Annotated in this window: 9 protein-coding genes (1 of these 9 running past the window's edge); all 9 read left to right on the forward strand. The window is 73.2% G+C overall.

Features of this window, described 5'->3' with window-relative positions; genetic code table 11:
* On the forward strand, positions 1 to 10,181 hold the 3' portion of the coding sequence (locus ACFWZH_RS11985) for an SDR family NAD(P)-dependent oxidoreductase (RefSeq protein ID WP_384428348.1). Its footprint begins 14,086 nt before the window's first position; the window shows 10,181 of its 24,267 coding nt (coding positions 14,087–24,267); its start codon lies off the left edge, out of view; it ends in the stop codon at positions 10,179 to 10,181.
* Entirely contained in the window at positions 10,178 to 16,153 is a 5,976-nt protein-coding gene (locus ACFWZH_RS11990) for an SDR family NAD(P)-dependent oxidoreductase (protein ID WP_384428350.1), read from the forward strand. Before ACFWZH_RS11985 ends, ACFWZH_RS11990 begins: the two co-directional genes overlap by 4 nt.
* Before the next feature lies 1 nt (position 16,154).
* Positions 16,155 to 18,446: an ACP S-malonyltransferase gene (gene fabD / locus ACFWZH_RS11995; RefSeq protein ID WP_384428352.1), complete on the forward strand. Its 2,292-nt coding sequence runs from the start codon at positions 16,155 to 16,157 to the stop codon at positions 18,444 to 18,446.
* A gap of 31 nt (positions 18,447 to 18,477) precedes the next feature.
* Positions 18,478 to 19,494 carry an NADP-dependent oxidoreductase gene (locus ACFWZH_RS12000; protein WP_384428353.1) on the forward strand — a complete coding sequence of 339 codons (1,017 nt, stop codon included), beginning with the start codon at positions 18,478 to 18,480 and terminating at the stop codon, positions 19,492 to 19,494.
* A gap of 300 nt (positions 19,495 to 19,794) precedes the next feature.
* Positions 19,795 to 20,646, forward strand: a complete 852-nt coding sequence (locus ACFWZH_RS12005) for an SAM-dependent methyltransferase (RefSeq protein WP_384428355.1) — start codon at positions 19,795 to 19,797, stop codon at positions 20,644 to 20,646.
* Between the two features lie 112 nt (positions 20,647 to 20,758).
* Positions 20,759 to 21,970 (forward strand): cytochrome P450, encoded by a 1,212-nt coding sequence (locus ACFWZH_RS12010; RefSeq protein ID WP_384428357.1) that lies wholly within the window; start codon positions 20,759 to 20,761, stop codon positions 21,968 to 21,970.
* Between the two features lie 176 nt (positions 21,971 to 22,146).
* Entirely contained in the window at positions 22,147 to 22,518 is a 372-nt protein-coding gene (locus ACFWZH_RS12015; RefSeq protein WP_384428359.1) for a hypothetical protein, read from the forward strand.
* A gap of 131 nt (positions 22,519 to 22,649) precedes the next feature.
* Positions 22,650 to 23,201 (forward strand): EF-hand domain-containing protein, encoded by a 552-nt coding sequence (locus tag ACFWZH_RS12020; protein ID WP_384428361.1) that lies wholly within the window; start codon positions 22,650 to 22,652, stop codon positions 23,199 to 23,201.
* A gap of 155 nt (positions 23,202 to 23,356) precedes the next feature.
* Positions 23,357 to 24,082 (forward strand): nucleotidyltransferase domain-containing protein, encoded by a 726-nt coding sequence (locus ACFWZH_RS12025; RefSeq protein ID WP_384428362.1) that lies wholly within the window; start codon positions 23,357 to 23,359, stop codon positions 24,080 to 24,082.
* Positions 24,083 to 24,228: the final 146 nt, after the last annotated feature.

A 24,228-nucleotide genomic window follows, 5' to 3' on the forward strand; every position in this document is an offset into this window, starting at 1 on the left:
TGGCCCGGACGGTCACGGACGTGGTCCTGGCCGAGCTCGCCGACGCGCTGCGGATGCCCGCCGACCGGATCAGCCCGGACCAGGCGTTCGCCGACTACGGCCTCGACTCCATCGTCGGCGCCCGGTTCGTCCAGCGCCTCAACGAGGAGCTGCGGACCGACCTGCTGACCACGGTCATCTTCGACTACCGCAGCGTGACGCAGCTCGCCGCCCACATCGCCGAGAGCCACCGGCCGCAACCGGCGGCCCCGGCGGCCCCGGCGGCCCCGGCCGCGCCGGCCCCCACCGTCCCGGCACCGGTGCCCGCTTCGGACACCACCGGAGCCCCGCACCGCCCCGAAGGGCGCGAGCCCATCGCCATCGTCGGGATCAGCGGCCGCTTCGCGGAGTCGGACGACCCCGACGCCCTCTGGCAGCACCTCGCCGCCGGCCGCGACCTCGTCGGCCCCGTCGAGCGGTGGGACCTGTCCGGCTACAGCCGGGACGAACTGCCCTGCCGCACGGGCAGTTTCCTCGACGGCATCGACCGCTTCGACGCCCGCTTCTTCAACCTGACCGGCCTCGAAGCCACCTACACCGACCCCCAGCAGCGGCTCTTCCTCGAACAGGCGTGGGCGGCCATCGAGGACGCCGGCTACGCGGGCTCCTCGCTGGACGGCCGCCGGTGCGGCGTCTACGCCGGCTGCACCGGCGGCGACTACCCGCAGTGGTTCGAGGGCGCCCCGCCCGCCCAGGCGGCATGGGGCAACGCGCCCTCGGTCGTACCGGCGCGCATCGCCTACCACCTGAACCTCCAGGGCCCCGCCGTCGCGGTCGACACCGCCTGCTCCAGCTCACTGGTCGCCGTTCACCTCGCCTGCCAGGGCCTGTGGACCGGCGAAACCGATCTGGCCCTCGCGGGCGGCGTCAGCGTCCAGACCACCCCGGACACCTACCTGGCGGCCGGCCGCGGCGGGATGCTCTCGCCCACCGGCAAGTGCCACACCTTCGACGCCGCCGCCGACGGATTCGTCCCCGGTGAGGGCGTGGGCGTCGTGGTGCTGCGCCGGCTGTCCGACGCACTGGCCGACGGCGACCACATCCACGCCGTGATCCGCGGCAGCGCCGTCAACCAGGACGGGGCCACCAACGGCATCACCGCCCCCAGCGCCCTGTCGCAGGAGCGCCTCATCCGCCAGGTGCACACCGAATTCGGCATCGACCCGGCCGAGATCGGCATGGTCGAGGCGCACGGCACCGGCACCCAGCTCGGCGACCCCATCGAATGCCAGGCCCTGGTCGGCGCGTTCGGGACCGCCGGCGGCCGCGACACCTGCGCACTCGGCTCGATCAAGACGAACCTCGGTCACACCACCTCCGCCGCGGGCGTGGCGAGCCTGCTCAAGGTCGTGCTCTCGCTGCGCCACGGCCAGATCCCGCCGTCCCTCCACTACCACGACCCCAACCCCGCGATCCGACTCACCGAAAGTCCCTTCCACGTGAACACCACGCTGCGGCCGTGGCAGCCCAACGGCCAGGGAAAGCGCGTCGCGGCCCTGAGCGCGTTCGGCTTCAGCGGCACCAACGGCCATATGGTCGTGGAGAACGCACCGGACCGTGACGAGCGCCGACCCGCCCCGGGCGAGCTGCTGTTCGTGCTGTCCGGTCAGCAGCCCGAGGCGCTGCACCGCCGCGCCGAGGACCTCCTGGACCATCTGCGCCGCACCCCCGACGCCCCCCTGGGCGACGTCAGCTACACGCTGGCGGTCGGCCGGGACCACTTCAGCCATCGCGCGGCCTTCGTCGCCGCCGACCGCGCGGCGCTCGTACACCAGCTGGCGGCCTGGCTGGCCGACGGCCGTGGCGAGGCCGCCGGCCGGCGCGGCGACAGCGCGCCGGAGCGCGCCCGGGAGAGGTACCTCAGCGGCGAAGCGGTCGACTTCGCACCGCTGTTCGCCGGCCTCGACGTGCGCCGTACGCCGCTGCCCACCTACCCGTTCCAGCGCAAGAGCTACTGGCCCTCGGCCGCCGCTCCGAGCCGGCGCCACCGGGCCCCGGAGGCCCCGGAGGCCGCGGACGTCCCGGCCGCGGCGCCGTCGGCCGAGGTCGCACCGTCGCCCGAGACCGCCCGGCCGGCTCCCGCGCAGCGGACACCGGACACGGACGAGGCGACCGTGCGGTACCAGGCCGGCGAACTGCTGCTGGCCGAGCTGTCCCGCGTGCTGATGATGGAGCCCGACGAGATCGACCCGCAGGCGTCGTTCTCCGACTACGGCGTGGACTCGATCCTCAGCGTCAAGCTCGTCGCCGCGGTCAACCACGCCTTCGCCGTCGACCTGCCGAGCACCGCACTGTTCGAGCACAGCTCGCTCGACCGGCTGACGGACCACCTGGTCACCCGGTACGGGCCGCAGTTGCGGTCCTCGGCCGTCGAGGCTCCGTCGACCGCCGCCCCCGTCGCGGCGCCCGCCGCCCCGGCTTCCACCCCTCCCACCCCTCCCGCTCCCGCGGCCTGCGCGGACACCCCGGACACCCCGGACACCCCGGATGCCCCGGACGACGACGGCATCGCCGTGGTGGGCATCGCCGCCCGCTTCGCGCAGTCGCCCGACGCCGCCGCCCTGTGGGCACACCTCGCCGCGGGCGACGACCTGGTCGGCGAGGTCACCCGCTGGGACCTGGCCAAGGAGCTGGGCGCGGGCGCCGGGCGCCAGTACGGAAGCTTCGTCGACGACATCGAGCGCTTCGACGCCTGGTTCTTCCGGATGTCCGGCAAGGAGGCCACCCACACCGACCCGCAGCAGCGGATCTTCCTGGAGGAGTGCTGGCACGCCCTGGAGGACGCGGGCTACGCCGGTGAACGCCTCGACGGCCGCGGCTGCGGCGTCTACGTCGGCGGCTCGCCCAGCGACTACCAGCAGCTGATCGGCGACGACGCGCCACCGCAGACGCTGTGGGGCAACATCTCCTCGGTCATCGCCTCGCGGATCTCCTACTTCCTCGACCTGCAGGGGGCCGCGCTGTCGGTCGACACCGCCTGCTCCAGTTCGCTGGTGGCCGTCCACCAGGCCTGCCAGGACCTCCGCCTGGGCAACACGTCGATGGCGCTGGCGGGCGGGGTCTTCGTCCAGTCCACGCCGATCTTCTACCGGTCCGCCGTGCGGGCGAACATGCTGTCCGCCCGCGGCCGCTGCCACACCTTCGACGAGCGCGCCGACGGCTTCGTGCCGGGGGAGGGCGCCGGGGTGGTCGTGCTCAAGCGGCTCGCCGACGCGCTGCGCGACGGCGACCAGGTCTACGGAGTGATCCGCGGCTCCGGCATGAACCAGGACGGCACCACCAACGGGCTCACCGCCCCCAGCGCCGGATCGCAGGAACGCCTCCTGCGCGGCGTCCACGAGCGCGCCGGCGTCGACCCGGCCGGAATCCAGCTGATCGAGGCGCACGGGACCGGCACGCCGCTGGGCGACCCCATCGAGTTCGAGGCGCTGCGCGCCGCGTTCGGCGACGCGCCCGAGGGCGGCTGCGCCCTGGGGTCGGTCAAGACCAACCTGGGGCACACCCAGTTCGCCGCGGGCGTGGCCGGTGTCATCAAGGTGCTCCTCGCGCTCCGGAACGAGCAGTTGCCCCCGTCGCTGCACTTCCGCCGGCCCAACCCGGCGCTCACGCTGGCGGGCAGCCCCTTCTACGTCAACACCGAACTGCGCCCGTGGCCCGCACCCGCCGACGGTCCGCGCCGCGCCGGTGTCAGCTCGTTCGGCGCCGCGGGCACCAACGCGCACGCGCTGATCGAACAGGCCCCCGCCGTGCGGACCGCCGGGCACGCCCCCCGGCAGGCCTGGTTGATCGTCTTGTCGGCACAGGACGACGCCGGCCGCCGCGCCCAGGCCGAGCGCCTGCTGGAGCACGTCCTCGCCCACGAGGACCTGGACCTGGGCGACACGGCCTACACCCTGGCCACCGGACGCCGCCACTGCAGCCACCGCTGGGCGGGTGTGGTCGCCGACCGCGAGCAGCTCGCCGCCGTGCTGCGGACCTGGCTGCGCGACGGCCGGGCCGAGCACGTGGTCACCGGTGAGGCGTCCGACGGGCACCGCCGCCAGGATCCCGACGCAGCCGCCCGCGCCGCCCGCCTGATGGCCGGGGCCGAGGGCCACGACGGCCTCAGCGAGCTGGCCGGGCTCTTCGCCCGGGGCCAGGATCTGCGCTTCGCCCCGCTCTTCGGCGACGGCGGCTTCCGGATCGTGTCCCTGCCGGCCTACCCGTTCGCGGGCGAGCGCTACTGGGTCGGATCGCGTCCGGCGGTGCCCGCCGCGCCTCCGGCACCCGCCGCGCCTCCGGCACCCGCCCCGGTCGGCGCCCCGCTTCCGGTCGCGGCACCGTCGCCGCTGGCCGGCCGCCGGCTGGACCGTGACCCCGGCTCGCCGTCCTTCGCCGTCGAGCTGACGGGCCGTGAGTTCTTCCTCGACGACCACCGGGTGCGCGATGTGCCGGTGCTCCCCGGCGTGGCTTATCTGGAGCTGGCGTACGCGGCGGCCCGGGCCGAGGGCATCGACCCCGCCCACGTCCGCCTGCGCAACGTCGTCTGGTCGCGCCCCGCGACGGTCACCGGCCCGACCCCGGTCGAGATCGCGCTGCGGCCGGGCGGCGACGGCGCCCTCGCCTACGAGATCACCACGGCGGCCGGCGGCGAACCGCCCGTCGTCCACGGCCAGGGACGCATCGAGCGCTGCGCGCCGCCGTCCCCCGCGCGTCTGGACATCGCCGCGCTGCGCGCCCGGTGCGAGGTGCGCACGGTGGAACACGACGACTGCTACCGGCTCTTCGACCGTATGGGCATCGGCTACGGCCCGGCCATGCGCGGCATCCGGCGGATCCACGTCGGCGCCGGGCTCGCGGTCGCCCGCCTGAGCCTGCCGCCGGCCGCCCGGGACGGCGCCGGCTGGGACCTGCACCCGTCGCTGCTTGACGCCGCCGTGCAGGCCACCTTGGGCCTGTCACTGGCCGAGGACACCGGCACCGTGGCCGCGGCACTGCCCTTCGTCGTGGAGGAGGTGCGGCTGCTCGCGCCCGTCCCGGCCGACGGGTGGGCCGTGGTGCGACCCGCCGCGGGCACCGGCGGCGGAGCGGTACGCCGCATCGACATCGAACTGTGCGACGACGACGGCGCGGTGTGCGTCCGCCTGCTCGGGTTCACCGCACGCCTCCTGTCCGCCGGTGACGACCTCGCCGGTGGACCGGGCACCGCGGACGACGGTGCCGTGGACGACGGTGCCGTGGACGACGGGGCCGGGGACGACGGGGCCGGGGACGCCACGCTCACCCTGATGCGCGCCGGCTGGCGCCCGGCCGAACCCGCCCGGGAGGCGCGTGCGCCGCAGCGGCACGAGGTGCTGCTCGGCCTCGGCTCACTCACCGGGATCGACCCCGAAGCGGTCCGCGACGCGCTCGGCGTGCCCTGCACCGCGCTGCCCTCCGACGACGACCTGGCCCGGCGCTTCACCCGCCAGGCCGAGACGGTGCTGGCCCGCCTCCAGCAGCTCGTTCCGGCGACCCGCGACGGGCAGGTCCTGCTGCAGGTGGTCGTGCCCGCCGACGGCGACGACCGGGTCCTCGCGGGCCTGGGCGGCCTGCTGCGCACGGCCCGTATGGAGCACCCCAGGCTGCTGACCCAGCTCGTCGAGGTGGCGGCGCCGCTCGACACCGCGACGCTGTGCGCGCGTCTGCGCCAGGACGCGGCGAGCCCCGACGACGAGTCCGTGCGCTACTCCGGCGGGCAGCGCCGGGTGCCGCAGTGGACGGCTGTCGAGGACGCTCGGCCGGTCCGCCCGTGGAAGGCCGGCGGCGTCTACCTCCTCACCGGGGGAGCCGGCGGGCTCGGCGCCCTGTTCGCCCGCGAGATCGCCCGGCGGGCGCCCGGCGCCGTCCTGGTGCTCTGCGGGCGCTCGCCGGAAGGCCCCGCCCAGCGTGAACTCCTGCGTGAACTCGGTGCCTTGGGGGCGTCGGCCGCCTACCGGGTGCTGGACGTCGCCCGACGCGACGCCGTGACCGCCTGCGTGCGCGACGTCGTCGCCGAGCACGGCCGCCTCGACGGCGTCGTCCACACCGCCGGTGTGGTGCGCGACGGCTACCTGGCCCGCAAGAGCGCCGAAGAGCTGCGGGAGGTCCTCGCCGCCAAGGTCGCCGGTTTCGTCCACCTCGACGAGGCCACCGCCGCCCTCGACCTGGACTGCTTCATCGGGTTCTCCTCGCTGTCGGCGTACGGCAACCAGGGCCAGGGCGACTACGCGGCGGCCAACGCCTTCATGGACGCCTACGCCGGCCTCCGCCACGAGCGGGTGGCCAGGGGCGAGCGCCGCGGCCGCACCCTGGTCGTCGGCTGGCCCCTGTGGGCCGACGGCGGTATGCGGGTCGACGCCGCCACCGAACGCCGTCTGCACGACAGCGTCGGCATGGTGCCGATGCGCGCCCCGCACGGCGTGGCGGCGCTGGAACGCGCCTTCGGCACCGGCGACCCGCACGTCCTGGCCGTCTTCGGCGACCGCGCCCGCATCGACGCCACCCTCCTGGCGGCCCCGCGGTCCGAGGGCGCCGCACCGGCGGTGACCGCACCCGACCGCGCCGCCCTCCACGCCTCGGTCCTCGGCCGCGCGCTCGGCCACGCCGCCGCCGTACTGGGCGTGCCGCCGCAGGAGCTGGACGGCGCGGTGCAGCTGAGCGAGTACGGGTTCGACCCGGTCTCGCTCACCGGGTTCGCCGCCCGTCTCACCACGGAGTTCGGGCTCCCGCCCGTGCCCAAGCCCTTCGCCGAACACCTGACCCTGGGAGAGGTCGTGGACCATCTGCTCGACAACCACCCGGATCGCTTCGGGACACTCCCGCCGGCTCCCGCGCCCGAGCGCGCCGCCGGGCCCGCAGGCGCCACCGTGACGGCCGGCCGGGAGCAGCGGCACAAGGCGCTGCTGAAGAGGCTGATCGCCCGTGTGTCCGGCCTGCTGGACGTGCCCGCCGAACGGATCACCGGCGCGGCCGAGATGACCCGCTACGGCTTCGACTCCCTGTCGTTCATCGGGTTCGCCGACGCGCTCAACGCCGAGTTCGGGCTCTCCCTGGCCCCGACCCTGTTCTTCGAGAACCCCACTCTGGACGGGGTGGTCGACCACCTCCTCGACCACCACGCCGACCGCGTCGCCGCGACCGCGGCACCGCAGTCGCCACCGCGCGCGGCGGCCCCCGCCGCCTCGGAGGCCGCCACGGCCGTCACCACCACGTCCGCCGTATGGACACCCGGCGACGAGCCGATCGCGGTCATCGGCATCAGCGGCCGCTTCCCGATGGCCGACGACCTCGACGCGTTCTGGGAGAACCTCAGCGCGGGCCGCGACTGCACCCGTGAGGTCCCCGCCGACCGCTGGGACTGGCGCGCCCACTACGGCGACCCCCTCAGGGACCCCAACACCTCCCATGTGACGTCCGGCGGCTTCATGGACGGCGTCGGCGACTTCGACCCGCTGTTCTTCGACATCTCCCCCAAGGAAGCGGAGCTGATGGACCCGCAGCAGCGGCTCCTGATGCTGTACGTGTGGAAGGCGCTGGAGGACGCCGGTTACTCGGCGGGCGCCGTCGCGGGCACGAACACCGCCCTCATCGCCGGCACCACCAGCACCGGCTACAGCACCCTGGTCACCCGGTACTCGCCGGTGATCGAGGGGTACGACATCACCGGCGCGGCCCCCTCGATGGGCCCGAACCGGATGAGCTACTTCCTGGACCTGCACGGCCCCAGCGAGCCCGTCGACACGGCCTGTTCGAGCGCGCTGGTCGCCCTGCACCGGGCCGTCCAGGCCCTCCGCGACGGCCAGTCGGACCTGGCCGTCACCGGCGGCGTCAACACGATGGTCAGCGTCGACGGGCACATCAGCATCTCCAAGGCGGGGATGCTGAGCCCGGAGGGCCGCTGCAAGACCTTCTCCGACCGCGCCGACGGCTATGCGCGGGGTGAGGGCGTGGGGATGCTGGTGCTCAAGCGGCTGTCGGCGGCCGAGCGCGACGGCGACCACATCTACGGTCTGATCCGCTCGACGGCCGAGAACCACGGCGGCCGGGGCAGCTCCCTGACCGCGCCCAACCCCAAGGCCCAGGCCGCCCTCCTGAAGGAGGCCTACCGCGCCGCCGGGATCGACCCGCGGACGGTCGGCTACATCGAGGCGCACGGCACCGGCACCAAGCTCGGCGACCCGGTCGAGATCAACGGGTTGAAGGCGGCCTTCCGTGAGATGTACGAGGAGCGGGGCGCGGTGGTGGAGGAGGCCCACTGCGGTGTCGGTTCGGTGAAGACCAACATCGGTCATCTCGAACTCGCCGCGGGCGTCGCCGGTGTGATCAAGGTGCTGCTCCAGATGCGGCACCGCACGCTCGCCAAGAGCCTGCACTGCGACACCGTCAACCCCTACATCGACCTCGACGGCACCCCGTTCCACCTCGTGCGCGAGCAGCAGCCCTGGCCCGCACTGCGCGACGCCGAAGGCCGTGAGCTGCCGCGCCGGGCCGGAGTCAGCTCCTTCGGCTTCGGCGGCGTCAACGCCCACGTCGTGCTCGAGGAGTACGTGCCGCGCACGGCACCCGAGCCGGAGCGGGCGCCCACCGCACCCGTCCCCGTCGTCCTGTCGGCGAGCCACCCCGACGTGCTGTGCGCACTCGCCGAGAGCTGGGTGGACGCGCTGCGCCGCGGCGACTACGACGACACCGACCTGGCGTCGATGGCGTACACCGCGCAGACCGGACGCACGCCCATGACCGAGCGTCTGGCCTGCCTGGCCCGCACGACCGGCGAACTGCGGGAGGCGCTGGAGTCCTGGCTGCGCGGCGAGCCCGTGGCCGGCGTCTTCCGCGGCACGGTCCCGCGCGGCGTCGACCTGCCGGACGCACCGGCCGGGTTCGGCCCGCACGACGACCGCTCCGCCGCGGTCCGGCCCGACTGGGCCCGTCTGCTCCAGGCGTGGGCCGACGGCGCCCCCGTCGACTGGGACCGCCTGCACACCGGGCACCGCCCGCGCCGGATCGCCCTGCCGACCTACCCGTTCCGCCTCCGGCGCTACTGGGTCGACACCACGCGCCCCGCGCACGGCGCCCGGCCGGCGGCGCTGCACCCCCTGGTGCACACCAACACCTCGGACCTGAACGGGACCCGCTTCACCTCGCACTTCACCGGCCGCGAGTTCTTCCTCGCCGACCACCGCGTCCAGGCCCGGGTGATGGACACGGTCTCCACCTGGCGGCCCGGCGGCCGGCCCGGCGCCTCCGACGGACCCGTGGACGCCGTACCGGTGCTGCCGGCGGTGGCCTACCTGGAGATGGCGCGCGCCGCCGCGGCCTCGGCGGCCGGCGGTGACGCGCACGCCTGGTCGCTGAAGCTGGCCTCCTGGCTGCGCCCGCTCACCGTGGAGCGGGCGACCGACGTGCACACCGCGCTGACCACCCGGGCCGGCGGCGGACTGGGCTACGAGGTGTACGTCCTGGGCGAGGACGGCGAACGTGTCGTCTTCGGCCGCGGCCAGCTGCGCAGCGCGTCCGCCGCACCCGCCGAGCGGCTCGACCTCGCGGCCCTGCGCGCGCAGTGCGACGGCCCGGTGCTCGACGCCGAGGCCTGCTACGCGCGCTTCTCCGGCATCGGCATGGCCTACGGCCCGGCACTGCGCGGCATCGAACGCCTGCACACCGGCTCACGGCAGTCGATGGCGCGGCTGCGGCTGCCCGCCGCCGCGTCCCGCGAGAGCGGCCACGTCCTCAACCCGGCCCTGCTCGACGCCGCTCTGCAGGCGACGGTCGGCCTCTTCGTCGACGACCCCGGCACGCCGCGCACGGCACTGCCGTTCGCGCTGGCCGAGCTGGAGGTGCCGAGGGCGGTCCCGGACACCGGCTGGGTGGTCGTCCGCTTCGCCGAGGACGACCACGTGGGCGCGGTGCGCCGCCTCGACCTCGACCTGTGCGACGACGACGGCGAGGTGTGCGTACGCCTGCGCGGCTTCAGCGTCCGCACGCTCGGCGGCGGCGAGCCCACCGGTGACGACGGGCCCGCCCGGCCCGCCGAACCGGCACCCGAGCCGCCGTCCGGATCCGACGACGCCCACCTGCTGGACCTGATCGAAGCCATTGGCCGGCGCGAGATGAGCGCGGACGAATTCAAGAGGAGCCTGGCATGAGCACCACCCGCATCGCATCCCTGGACGACCTGCACCGGCTCATACGCGAGGGACAGGTGGGACAGGACGAAGCACTCCGCCTGATCCGCGACTGGAAGCAGGCGCAGCGGCAGACACCGACGCCGGCCGCCCGCCCGGCCGAGGTCGCCGACACCGAGGCCCTGACGGAGCGGGTCTGCGCCGTCGTGGTGGAGAAGGTCTGCGAGCTGCTGAAGGTCACCCCCGACGACCTGGACGTCCACGTCGACCTCAGCGAGTACGGGCTCGACTCCCTCGTCATCACCCAGCTGGTGAACATGGTCAACGACGCCCTGGGCCTGGAGCTGGTGCCCACCGTGCTGTTCGAGCACGCCACGATCCAGGCCTTCGGCGCCCACCTGGCCGACGAGTACGGTCCGGCGCTCGCCGCCCGCCTGGGGCTGCCATCGCCCGGCGCGGCCGTGGAGCAGCCGCCCGTGGAGCTGGCGCCTGTGGAGCCGGCGGCCGTGCAGCCCGCCGGCCCGTCCGTGCCGGCCGCGGCCCTCCCCGCACGGGCCGCTGTACCCGCCCCCGCGCCCGCCGACCGGCCGGGCGACCCGATCGCGGTCGTCGGCATGAGCGGCCGCTTCCCGATGGCCGACGACCTCGACGCCTTCTGGCGGAACCTGCGCGACGGCCGCGACTGCATCGCCGAAGTCCCCGCCGACCGGTGGGACTGGCGCGCCCTGTTCGGCGACCCCCTGCAGGAGCCGGGCCGCACCAACGTCAAGTGGGGCGGCTTCATGGACGGCGTCGCCGACTTCGATCCGCTGTTCTTCGGCATCGCCCCGAGGGACGCCGTCCACATGGACCCCCAGCAGCGCCTGCTGATGCTGTACGTGTGGAAGGCGCTGGAGGACGCCGGCTACGCCGCCGACGCCCTGGCCGGGAGCAGCCTCGGCCTGTTCGTCGGCACCAGCGACACCGGCTACGGCCTGCTCTCCGACCGCAGCAGCGGCCGGGGCGACAGCGTCACGCCCACGGGCAGCGTGCCCTCCGTCGGCCCGAACCGGATGAGCTACTTCCTGGACGTGCACGGGCCGAGCGAGCCGATCGAGACCGCCTGTTCGAGCTCCCTGGTCGCCATGCACCGCGGCGTCGTCTCGATCGAACGGGGCGAGTGCGACATGGCTGTCGTCGGCGGCATCAACACCATGGTGATCCCCGACGGCCACGTCAGCTTCGGCAAGTCCGGGATGCTGAGCCCGGAGGGCCGCTGCAAGACCTTCTCCGACCAGGCCGACGGCTATGCGCGGGGCGAGGGCGTGGGAATGCTGGTGCTCAAGAGCCTGTCGGCGGCCGAGCGCGACGGCGACCACGTCTACGGTCTGATCCGCTCCACGGCCGAGAACCACGGCGGCCGCTCCAACTCCCTGACCGCGCCCAACCCCAAGGCCCAGGCCGCCCTGATCCGGCGCGCCTACCGCGCCGCCGGGATCGACCCGCGGACCGTCGGCTACATCGAGGCGCACGGCACCGGCACCAAGCTCGGCGATCCGATCGAGGTCAACGGGTTGAAGGCGGCCTTCCGTGAGATGTACGAGGAGCGGGGCGCGGTGGTGGAGGAGGCCCACTGCGGTGTCGGTTCGGTGAAGACCAACATCGGTCATCTCGAACTCGCCGCGGGCGTCGCCGGTGTGATCAAGGTGCTGCTCCAGATGCGGCACCGCACGCTCGCCAAGAGCCTGCACTGCGACACCGTCAACCCCTATATCGACCTCGACGGCAGCCCGTTCCACCTCGTGCGCGAGCAGCAGCCCTGGCCCGCACTGCGCGACGCCGAAGGCCGTGAGCTGCCGCGCCGTGCGGGAGTCAGCTCCTTCGGCTTCGGCGGCGTCAACGCCCATGTCGTCCTGGAGGAGTACGTGCCGCGCCCCGCGCCGCCGGTGAGCACGCCGGACCCCGTGGCCGTCGTCCTGTCCGCCCCGGAGCCCGAGACGCTGCGCGCCAGGGCCCGGCAGCTGGCCGAGTGGATCGACGCGGGCCGGCTCGGCGAACCCGACCTGCCCGACCTCGCCTACACGCTGCAGGTGGGCCGGGTCGCGATGGACGAGCGCCTCGCCTTCCTGACCCCCTCGCTCGCCGACCTGCGCGAGCGGCTGGGCAGCTTCCTCGACGGGGGCACCGCACAGGGCCTGCACACCGGCCGGGCACAGCGCCAGGGGCCGTGGAACGAGCTCGCCGCCGACGACGACATCGCCCTCGCCCTCGACAGCTGGATAGCCAAGGGCAAGCTCGGACGCCTGCTCAAACTCTGGGTCACCGGCTTCGACGTGGACTGGCAACGCCTGTACGCCGGCCGGCCGATGCGGCGCGTCCCGCTGCCCGTCTACCCGTTCCGGCTGCAGCGCTACTGGATCGCCGACGCCAAGCGCGCCACGCCGAGCACACCGCGCCCGGCACCGGTGGCCGCGGCGCCGGCCGCACCGCCGGCGCCCTACCGCAGCGAACTGAGCGGGCACGAGTTCTACCTGCGCGACCACCGCGTGGCGGACACGCCCGTCCTGCCCGGCGCCGCCTACCTGGAGTTCGTCCGCGACGCGCTCGTCCGGGCCGCGGACCACGGCACCGCCACGGGCGTGCGCCTGCGCGACGTCACCTGGCTGCGCCCCCTGGAGGTGACGGCTCCGCACACCCTCACCGTCGAAGTGGCCCCGACCGGCGGGGCGTTCGAGGTGTACGCCCAGGGCGACGGCGACCGCGTCCTGCACGCGACCGGCACCGCACACACCGACCCCGCCCTCCTCGCCGCCGACCACACCCACGACATCGACGCACTGCGCGCGAGCCTCCCCTCCCGGCGCGAGGGCGCCGAGTGCTACGCGCTGTTCGCACGCATGGGCCTGGACTACGGCCGCGCGTTCCGGGGCGTGCAGGAGCTGTACCACGGCGCGGACACCGCCCTCGCGCGCCTGCTCCTCCCCGAGGAGGCGACGGCCTCGTCGACGCTCAACCCGGGCATGCTCGACGCCGCCCTGCAGACGACCCTGGGACTGTCGCTCGGTGAGCACGGCGACGCCCCGGAGGGGACGGCGCTGCCGTTCACCGTGCGCGAGGTACAGGTCCTGGCCCCCACCCCGGTCGAGGGCTGGGCGCTGGTGCGCCGGGCCGCGGACGACCGCCGCGACTCCGGCGTACGCCGCCTGGACATCGACCTGTGCGACACACGGGGCAACGTCTGCGTACGGCTGCTGGGCTTCAGCACACGGATGAAGCCGAGCCCGGCGCCCCGCGCCGCCGAACCGGCCGCCGCGCCCGCCCTGCTGATCCAGGCGGACTGGCGCGACAGCGCGGCACCACAGCACCACGGCGACGACCTCGAGCGGCACGTCGTCCTGTGCGAACTCCCGGCGACGGACGCCACCGCGCTCGCCGCGGCGCTGGACGGCGCCACCTGTGAGACCTGGCAGGCCCGCGGTGAGACCCCCGCCCGCTACACCGAGTACGCCGAGCGGTTGCTGGAGCTGCTGCGCGACACCGCGCAGCGGGCCGCCCGTGCGCCGCGCCTCATCCAGGTCGTCACCCCCGCGCACGCGCCCTGGCTGGGCGGACTGAGCGGCATGCTCCGCACGGCCCGCATGGAGCACCCCAAGCTGCTGACCCAGTGGATCGAACTGGACGGTGACGGCGACCCGGCCCCGGCGGAGCTGGCCGGACGGCTGCGGCGCGACGGCGCCGACCCGGCCGAGGAGGCCGTGCGCTATCGCGCCGGACGCCGGCAGGTGCCCCAGTGGCGCGAGGTGGCACCGGCCGCCCCCGAACGGCCCTGGCGCGACGGCGGCGTCTACCTGCTGACCGGCGGCGCCGGAGGGCTCGGCGCCCTGTTCGCCGAGGACATCGCCCGGCGCGTCGCGTCGCCCGCCCTGGTCCTGTGCGGCCGCGGCCCGGCCGGCCCGGCACAGCGGGAACTGCTCACCACCCTGCGCGCCCTGGGCGCCCGCGCCGACTACCGGGTGCTCGACGTCGCCGACCGCGCCGCCGTGACCCGTGCCGTCCGCGAAATCCAGGCCGAGTACGGCGCGCTGCACGGCATCGTGCACGCCGCCGGAGTGCTGCGCGACGGCTTCGTGGCCAGGAAGACCGCGGACGACCTCCGCGCGGTGTTCGCGGCCAAGGTGGCCGGGCTGTACCACCTCGACGAGGCGACCGCCGCCGTTCCGCTCGACTGCTTCATCGGCTTCTCCTCCATGGCCGCCTTCGGCAACGTCGGACAGGCCGACTACGCCGCCGCCAACGCCTTCATGGATGGATACGCCGCCCACCGCGCCCTGCTGGTGGACCGCGGCAGCCGGTCGGGCCGCACCCTGATGGTGAACTGGCCGCTGTGGGAGAAGGGCGGTATGGGCGCCGACCCGTCGACCGTCCACCTGCTGCAGTCCGTGGGCATGCGGCCGATGCGGGCATCCGTGGGCGTCGAGGCACTGGACCGCGTCTGGGCCGCCGGCCTGCCCAGCGCCCTCGCCCTCGACGGCGACCACGCCCGGCTGCGGGAGCGCTTCCTGCCGGCGCCCCCCGAGCCGGGGACGCACCCCGAGCCGGAGGCCGCTGCCGACCCGGCGCCGGCCGCCGAGCCGACGCCGGCCGTCGCACCGGCCACCGAGCCGACTCCGACCGTCGCACCGACACCCGCCGTCGCACCGGCCGCCGAGCCGGCCGATCCGCAGGCCGTGGGAGACCTCGTCGCCGACCTCATGGCGACGCTGCTGGAGGTCGACACGGCGACCCTGCGGTGGGACAGGTCCCTGGGCGACTACGGCTTCGACTCCATCTTCATGATGCAGTTCCTCACCCAGGCGCAGACCCACATCGACGCCTCCCTCACCCTCGACGTCATCGCCGGCTGCGAAACGCTGCAGGACGTCGTCGACGCGATCGCCGGCACGGCCGCGGCCCCGGAGCCCGCTGCGCTCGCCGAGGTCGAGCCGACCCCGGCGGCCGCCGCGCCGGCCGAGGCCCCGGCACGGCGCGCCGAGCCCGCATCGCCGGGCGACTTCCCCGAACTGGTCCGCATGAACAAGGTCACCTCCGGCCGTCCGGTGTTCTGGATCCACCACGGCAACGGCGGCGTGGAGTCCTACGCCCCGCTGGCCGCACGCTGCCCGCGCCCCTTCTACGGCATCCAGCCCAAGGGCTGGATCGACTCCACCGACATCCTCACCGGCCAGTACGCCATGGCCGAGTACTACGCCTCCCTCATCCTCGCCGTACAGCCGGAGGGCCCCTACGACATCGGCGGGTTCTCCCTGGGCGGCCTGTTCGCGTACGAGACCGTGCGCCAGCTCCAGCTGAAGGGCGCCGACGTGCGCACGCTGGTCATGCTGGACACGCTGGACGCCGCCGCCACCAACAAGGCCAACGCCCTCATCGTCGGGGGGAACTTCGACGCCGACGTGGTCACCAAGGTGAGCGACTTCCGCGCCGTCAACCTGATCCTCGGCAACAACCGCTTCGACTCGCACGGAGGCGCCAGCCCCATCCTGCGCCGCGACGAGGTCGACACCACCCTGGACACCACGGCGTTCCTCGACTCCCTGATCGCCGCCGCCCTCGACCGCGGCGTCAGCAAGACCGAGGCGCAGCTGCGCTCCCGCGTCCGTCAGCTGTCCCGCTACTTCGAGGCCACACAGGGCGAGAAGTACTCGGTGGACCCGTTGCCGCGGCGCGACGGAGTGCGCTGCTACTACCTGCGCAACCGGGGCGGCGAGTTCTTCGGCGCCTTCGAGGAGCACATGGTGCTCTTCCCCAACCCCGACCTGCCCACCGTGGACGGCGTGGCGTACTGGCAGGAGTGGGCCGACCAGATCGACGACTTCTTCACCATCGACGTCGACACCTCGATGCACGCCGAGGTCATGACGGCCCCGCAGTCCCTCGACAAGCTGATGCGCCTGGCCGACCGGCTCTACGCCGCCGAGGACGCAGCCCCGGCGACCGACGCGCAGGGAGGCCGCTGACATGAAGGCAGTGGTCTTTCCCGGCCAGGGCGCCCAGCATCGCGGCATGGGGCGCGAGGTGTTCGACGCGTACCCCGAACTCGTCGACGAGGCGTCCGAGATCCTCGGCTACTCCCTGCGCACACTGTGCCTGGACGATCCGCACCGCCAACTGGGCCGCACCGAGTACACCCAGCCCGCGCTGTTCGTGGTCGGCGCGCTCGCCCACCAGCAGTGGCGCGAGCGCACCGGCGGCGAGCCGGACTTCCTCGCCGGGCACAGCCTGGGGGAGTACTGCGCCCTGCACGCCGCCGGCGCCTTCGACTTCGCGACCGGACTGCGTCTGGTCCAGCGGCGCGGCGCACTGATGGCCCAGGCGCGGGGCGGCGGCATGGCGGCCGTGGTCGGGCTCGACGCGGCGGCGCTGGACGAACTCCTCGACGACGGCGGTTTCTCGGGCCGGCTGACCGTCGCCAACGACAACGCCCCGCGGCAGAAGGTGGTGTCCGGCGACACCGCGACCGTCGACGCGCTGGTCGCCCACCTCGACGCGCGCGACGTCCGCTGTGTGCGACTGAACGTCTCCGGCGCCTTCCACTCGCCGCTGATGCGCCGGGCACAGCAGGACTTCGCCCGCTTCGTCGACGGCTTCGCCCTCGGGGACCCGGCCACGCCGGTGATCGCCAACGCCACGGCGCGCCCGTACGTCCCCGGCCGGACCGCGCACACGCTCGTCGACCAGATCGTGCGGCCGGTGCGCTGGACCGAGAGCGTGCACCACCTCCTCGACCAGGGCGTCACCGACTTCGTCGAGCTCGGCGGCCGGGTACTGGGCAAGCTGGTCGACCAGATCCGCTCCGCGCCGCGGCCGGTCGCCCGGCCCGAGGCACCGGCCGCCCCACGCGAAGAGCCGGCCGCCCCACGCGATACGGCGGCCGACACACCGGCCGCCGCGCTCGGCAGCCCCGTGTTCCGCCGGCGGATGGGCGTCCACCACGCCTACGCCGTGGGCGGCATGTACCGGGGCATCGCCTCGGCCGAGATGGTCATAAGGCTCGGCAGCAACCGCATGCTCGGCTTCCTGGGCACCGGTGGCCTGCCGCTCCCGGAGATCGAGCAGCGGGTGAAGGAGGTCCAGCACGGCCTGGCCGACGGGCAGCCCTACGGCGTCAACGTGCTGGCCGACCACGACGACCCCGCGGCCGAGCGCGCACTGGTCGACCTGCTGATGCGCCAAGGGGTCCCCGTCATCGAGGCGTCGGCCTTCATGCAGATGACCCCCGCGCTCGTCCTGTACCGGGCGCGCGGACTGCGCCGCGGTGCCGACGGCCGCACCGTGTGCGACCACCGCATCATGGCCAAGGTCTCCCGGCCGGAGGTCGCCGAGCAGTTCATGGCACCCGCCCCCGGACCCGTCCTGGACAGGCTCCGCCGGGAGAACGCCCTCACCGACGAACAGGTACGGCTCGCCCGGACGGTGCCGATGAGCCACGACATCACGGTCGAGGCGGACTCCGGCGGCCACACGGACGGCGGAGTCGCCACGGTGCTGATGCCCGCCATGCTGGGGCTCCGGCAGCGGGCCCAGGACCGGTACGGCTACCACGAGCCGCTCTGCCTGGGCCTCGCCGGCGGCCTCGGCACCCCCGCGGCGCTCGCGGCGGCCTTCATGCTGGGCGCCGACTACGTACTCACCGGATCCATCAACCAGTGCACGGTGGAATCCGGCATGAGCACCGAGGTCAAGGACATGCTGCAGGACGCCGGCATCGCCGACACCGGCTACGCCCCCGCAGGCGACATGTTCGAGTTCGGCGCCAAGGTGCAGGTGCTCCGCAAGGGCGTCTTCTTCCCCACCCGGGCCAACCGACTGTTCTCCCTGTACTCCCATTACGACGGCCTCGACGACATACCGGAGAAGACCCGTTCCCTGCTGGAGCGGACCTATTTCGGAAAGAGCGTCGAAGAGGTCTGGGACGAGGTGTGCGGTTATCTCCGGTCGCAGGGCCGCGACACCGAAATCGACCGGGCCGACGCCGACCCGAAACAGAAAATGGCCCTGGTATTTCGCTGGTACTTCTTCCACTCCACGCGCCTGGCAATGAACGGCGACGGCTCGGGAAAAGTGAACTACCAGATCCAGACCGGACCGGCGCTGGGCGCCTTCAACCAGTGGGTCGAAGGCACCGCACTCGCCTCGTGGCGGCACCGCCACGTCGACCGCATCGGGCTCATGCTGCTCGACGGCGCCGCCGAGCACATCGCCACCGCGTGCCGGCACTGGCGCGACACCCTCGGAGCGCCCCGTGCGTGACGGACACCCCACCGCAGTCGAGGAGAACGTGATGACCGTGCCGACCACGGGCACCGAAGTCCGGCTCGCCGCCCGCCCCGAGGGGCGGCCGACCACCGCGGACTTCTCGGTCGTGCGGGCGGAACTGCCCGCCGTCAGGACCGGGCAGGTGCTGATCCGCAACCTGGTGATGAGCGTCGACCCGTATATGCGCGGGCGGATGAACAACACCCGGTCCTACGTTCCGCCGTTCACCGTCGGCAAGGCCCTCGACGGGGGCGCCGTCGGCGAGGTCGTCGTCTCGAAGTCACCGCGGCTGGCCGTCGGCGACCTGGTCCTGCACGGCCTCGGCTGGCGGGAGTACGCCGTCGTGGGTGCCGCCGGCGTGGTCCGGGTCGACCCGGCGCTCGCACCGCCCGGCGCGTACCTCGGCGTGCTCGGCATGCCCGGGCACGCCGCCTACACGGGGTTGCTCAAGGCCGCCGAATTCCGTGCCGGCGACATCGTGTTCGTCTCCGGGGCCGCGGGCGCGGTGGGCTCCCTCGTCGGGCAGATCGCCCGGCTCTGCGGGGCCAAACGCGTGATCGGGTCGGCGGGGAGCCCCGAGAAGGTCGCCTATCTGACCGAGGAGCTGGGCTTCGACGCGGCCTTCGACTACAAGGACGGACCGGTCCTCGAACAGCTGGCGAAGGCCGCTCCGGCGGGCATCGACGTCTACTTCGACAACGTGGGCGGCGACCATCTGGACGCGGCCCTGATGGTGGCCAGGCTGGGCGCGCGGTTCGCCCTCTGCGGCAGCATGTCGCAGGGTGACCACAAGGACGGCCCGGCCGGTCCACGGAACCTGACGCAGGCCATCGCCAAGGGCATCACCCTGCGCGGCTTCCTCGTCTGGGGCCACGGCGACCTCGGTGACGAGTTCACCGCCCGTATGGGCGGCTGGCTGGCATCCGGGAGGCTCTCCTACCGGGAGACCGTCGTCGAAGGTCTGCACAACGCGCCCACCGCGTTCCTCGACATGCTGCGCGGCGCCCACACCGGGAAAATGCTCGTGAGAATCGCCGAATGAGGCCGCCGCGCCGTGCAGCGGATAACGGTGAACTCCAAGAATTTCCCGAACTCCATGGAAATTCCCGCGCACATGTTCCGCAAATGCCTTTCGGTCGGTATTCTGATCTCCAGGCGCATACGCCACGCAGTTGGCGGATAGACGGCGAACTCCACGCCGTGCGCAGGGACTTCCCCACCGGCCGTGTCCTTCCCGGCCGTTCGACCCGCGGCGAGTCGGCACTGTCCGACCGACCGGACCCACGCACCCGCCGTGCCGGCACCACCTTCTGATGCACCGGAAAGAAATCGGAGAACTCTCATGTCCAGCACGTCCACGCCCACGTCCCCGGCCGAGTCCACCCTCACGGCCACCCCTGTCCCCGAAGAGGTCGGACGCCTCTACGACCGCCTCACCGCACTGGACACCGAAGCGGTCGGCGGCAGCCTCCACCTCGGTTACTGGGACGTCGACGACCACGACACCCCGCTGGTGGAGGCGGCCGACCGGCTCACCGACGAGATGACCGACCGCCTGCGGATCGTCGAGGGCCAGCGGGTCCTCGACGTCGGCTGCGGAGTCGGTCAGCCGGCCATGCGGATCGCCCGGCGCACCGGCGCCCATGTCACCGGCATCGCGATCAGCAAGGACCAGATCGCCCGCGCCACCGCCCTCGCCGAGGGCGCCGGCCTGGGCGACCGGGTGGAGTTCCGGCACGCCGACGCCATGGAACTGCCCTTCCCCGACGACTCCTTCGACGCCGCCGTCGCCATCGAGTCGATCTTCCACATGCCCGACCGCGGACGGGTCCTCAGCGAGATCCGCCGCGTCCTGCGCCCCGGCGGCCGCCTGGTCCTCACCGACTTCTTCGAGCGCGGCCCCATCCCCGCGGAGAAGCAGCCCGCCGTGGACCGGCTGCTGCGCGACTTCATCATGACGCTGGCCCGGCCCGAGGACTACGTGCCCATGCTGCGCGACGCGGGCCTGCGCTTCGTCGAGCTGCTCGACATCACCGAGCAGAGCGTGCGCCAGACCTTCGAGCAGATGAGCCGGGGCTCCCAGGAGATGCAGACCGTCTTCGACGACGAGGCGGAGGAGAAGTTCAGCCCCGCCTCCATGATCGACGTCGACGAGTTCGGCTCCGTGCTGCTGACCGCTCAGAAGCCCCTCTGACCGGGGACGTTCACGCGGTGGCGCCGCAGGCGCGCCGTCCCGGCCGCCGGGCGACGACGCGACGCACCTCCGGCGCCACCGCGCACCCACCACCGACCAGGAGCGACCTCCCATGACCGAACCGACCGACGGCGGCACCCCGCCCGCCTTCCCCTTCCCCCGCACCTGCCCCTACCGGCTGCCCGCCGAGTACCACGGCCTCCGCGAGACCGGGCCCGTGTCGAAGGTGGTTCTGCCGACCGGCAAGCCGGCGTGGATCCTGACCCGCTACGACGATGTGCGCAAGGCGCTGCTCGACCCCCGCCTGAGCTCCGACCGCGCCGATCCGAACTTCCCGATGCTGGTCGAGATGGCCCGGAGCGACAAGGACTCCACGCTGTCCCTGGCGGGCATGGACGCGCCCGAGCACACCCGGGCGCGGCGCGCCGTGGTCGGCGAGTTCACCTTCCGCCGGATGGAGGCCCTGCGGCCGCGCATCCAGGAGATCGTCGACGAGTGCGTCGAGGCGATGCTCGCCGGCCCCAACCCGGCCGACCTGGTGAAGGCGATGGCCTTCCCGGTGCCCTCCCTGGTCATCTGCGAGCTGCTCGGCGTGTCCGTCGACGACCGCGACTTCTTCGAGGACCGCACCTCCCGCATGCTCAGCATGGCCCTCCCGCCGCTGACCCGGCAGCAGGCGTTCTTCGACCTGCAGGCCTACCTGGACGAACTCGTGACGACCAAGGAGAAGGTCCCGGGGGAGGACCTGCTCAGCCGTCAGATCGCCAAGGGCCGCAAGGACGCCGTCTACGACCACGACGCCCTCGTCGACCTGGCGTTCCTGCTGCTGACCGCCGGGCACGACACGACCGGCAACATGATCTCGCTGGGCATGCTCGCCCTGATGGAGACGCCCGAGCTGCGGGCGCGCATCACCGGCGACCCCGGCAGCACGCCGCAGGTCGTCGAGGAACTGCTGCGCTACTTCACCATCACCGACATCATCACCACCCGCGTGGCCAAGGAGGACGTCGAGATCGGCGGACAGACCATCCGCACCGGCGAGGGCGTCTTCGCGCTGGGCGGCTCGGCCAACCACGACCCGGCCGTCTACGAGAACCCCGGGGAACTGGACGTCGACCGCGGCGCCCGCCAGCACCTCGCCTTCGGCCACGGTCCGCACCAGTGCCTCGGACAGAGCCTCGCCCGTATGGAACTGGAGATCGTCTACGACACCCTGCTCCGCCGCGTCCCCGAACTCCGCCCGGCCGGCCCCGTCGAGGCCCTCCCGCTGAAGAACGACGCGGCCATCTTCGGCCTGCACGAGCTCCCGGTCACCTGGTAGCCGGAGACGATCGGGTGCGGCTCCGGATCCCGGCGGTCAGGGCATACGGCGCGTCACTCAGCAGCGGCGTGGTATTTCGCATTAGCCTTCAGTAACTGTATGAATTCGATCGATTACCAACCGAATTCATTCGATCTACCGGAGATGATATGCAAAAGCTTCGCAAGGCTGCCGTCGTGACAGTCGTCCTCGCCAGCGTCGGCCTCGTCGGCGCCGGCACCGCCTACGCCGGCGGGACGGGTGGCGGCACCCCCAGCCGCACCCGGACGACCCACGTCGAGGCGCCTCAGCAGCAGACGGCCCCTCAGGTCGTCAGCCGGCAGCAGTGGGGCGGCGACCACCACCACCGTCGCAAGGCGCACGGCCACAAGGTCGAGATCCGCCAGCACACCTCCTGCAGGACGCACGACGCGAACGTCGACGTGCTCGGCAACGTAGGCATCCTCAACGGCCTGTTGGCCAACGCCGGCGGCGGCGAGGGCAGCTCGGGCACGCAGTCCACCAGGATGGGCACGCACCTGGGGTGCAACAACATCATCCGCAGGTAACGGAAGCGGGCTTCGGCCCGAGCCGCGGGCGCGGCGCCGGGCCCACGCGAAGAACGGTCGCGTGGGCCCGGCCCATGGTGGGCCGGCCGCGCTCCCTGCCCCGATCTCCGCCCCGTGCTCCTGGACAGGAAATGCCTGAAGACATTCTCCGCGAGAAGATGCGCAAGCTGTTCGACGTCTATGACACCGACGGCAACGGATACATCGAGCGCAGCGACTTCGAAGCCCTCGCACAACGCATCAACGACGGTTTCGCGGACACCGGTTCGCCACGAGCGGCCGAGGTGACCGCCGTCCTCCACGACACCTGGGAGGACCTGGCCTCCCGCATGGACGTCGACTCCGACCAGCGCATCTCCCTCGAGGAGTTCCTCGCCGACAAGCTCGACGCGACGCGAGGCGGGGCGGCCGCCTCGCGCAGGAAGACGCGGCAGGAACGGCGGCGTCTGCTCTTCGGCGTCATGGACCGCGACGGCGACGGACACATCGATCTGGACGAACACCGGCGCTTCTACCGGGCCTTCGGGGTGTCGGCCGCGGACGCCGAAGAATCCTTCGCGGTCCTCGACGTGAACAGCGATGGCCTGCTGTCCGTCGACGAGATGGTCCAGGCGTCCCTGGAGTACAGCACCAGCACCGACCCGAACGCCCGCAGCAACGACCTGCTCGGCCCGCTGGACTAGGGCCTGTCCGATGGGTCAGGGCCGGGTCCGACCCTGACCCATCGGACCGGCCCCAGCGCTCCACCGGCCGGTATTTTCACGCCACATGGCCGGTCCTGCGGCGCACTTCGCCGGGCGCGGGGAGGACGCGGCCGGGGCTGGCACGATGAACGACCATGAATGATCAGGAAACCGCCGCGGCGCACGCTCTGCGCCTGGTGACGGCTCGCTTCCCGCACGCGCTGGGGGCCCTGCTCGGTGGCTCGGCCGCCCATGGCCGCGCCGGCTCGACGAGTGATCTGGACGTGGCCGTCCTCGTACCGGACTCCGACCGCAGCCGCCGGGAGGTCGTCCGCCATGACGGGCGCCTGGCCGAGTTGTTCGTGAACACCGTCGCGGACGTGGCCGAGTTCTTCGAGTGGGACCGAGCCCGTCGCCGCGGCACCGTGCTGTTCGTCTATGCCGACGGCCTGCCCCTGCACGACCCGCACGGGCATCTGGCGCGTACCCGCGATCAGGCGCGAGCGGTGCTTGCGGCCGGCCCTCCCCAGCTCAGCCCGGCGGAGTGGGAACACGGCCGTTACGTCCTGACCTGCTACCTGGACGACCTGGTCGACACCTCGCCCGCCGACCGGTACGAGCAGCTGGCCCTCGCCGACCACGCCCTGCGCGAGGCGACGCACTTGATCACTGCCCACCACCGGGCATGGACGGGGATCGGCAAGTGGCTTCCGCGCAGGCTGCTGAGCGCGGACCCGGAACGGGGCAGGGCCCTGCTGGACGGCCATCGGGCGGTGGCCGAACGCGCCGACCCCGCGCCGTTGGCGGCCGCGGTCGAGCAGGTACTCGACCTGCTCGGAGGGCCGCTGCGGGAAGGGTACGCACGCCCCTGGCGCGCCTGAGTCGCCGGGCAGGCCACCGACCGCGACCCCGGAGCGGCTGTCGGCGGCTCGACGCGACCGCGACACGACACCGTCAAGTGATCGGCGCGTCGTTGAAGTGGTTGTGGGATATGTCGTATTAGCCTTCAGTAACTGTACGAAGTCGA

Source organism: Streptomyces sp. NPDC059008, assembly GCF_042749045.1.
In the GTDB taxonomy this organism is placed as follows: Bacteria; Actinomycetota; Actinomycetes; order Streptomycetales; family Streptomycetaceae; genus Streptomyces.

Coding starts and splice junctions, on each gene's coding strand:
- ACFWZH_RS11990 (WP_384428350.1), top strand. CDS start 10,178: ATGAGCACCACCCGCATCGCATCCCTGGACGACCTGCACCGGCTCATA.
- fabD (WP_384428352.1), top strand. CDS start 16,155: ATGAAGGCAGTGGTCTTTCCCGGCCAGGGCGCCCAGCATCGCGGCATG.
- ACFWZH_RS12000 (WP_384428353.1), top strand. CDS start 18,478: ATGACCGTGCCGACCACGGGCACCGAAGTCCGGCTCGCCGCCCGCCCC.
- ACFWZH_RS12005 (WP_384428355.1), top strand. CDS start 19,795: ATGTCCAGCACGTCCACGCCCACGTCCCCGGCCGAGTCCACCCTCACG.
- ACFWZH_RS12010 (WP_384428357.1), top strand. CDS start 20,759: ATGACCGAACCGACCGACGGCGGCACCCCGCCCGCCTTCCCCTTCCCC.
- ACFWZH_RS12020 (WP_384428361.1), top strand. CDS start 22,650: ATGCCTGAAGACATTCTCCGCGAGAAGATGCGCAAGCTGTTCGACGTC.
- ACFWZH_RS12025 (WP_384428362.1), top strand. CDS start 23,357: ATGAATGATCAGGAAACCGCCGCGGCGCACGCTCTGCGCCTGGTGACG.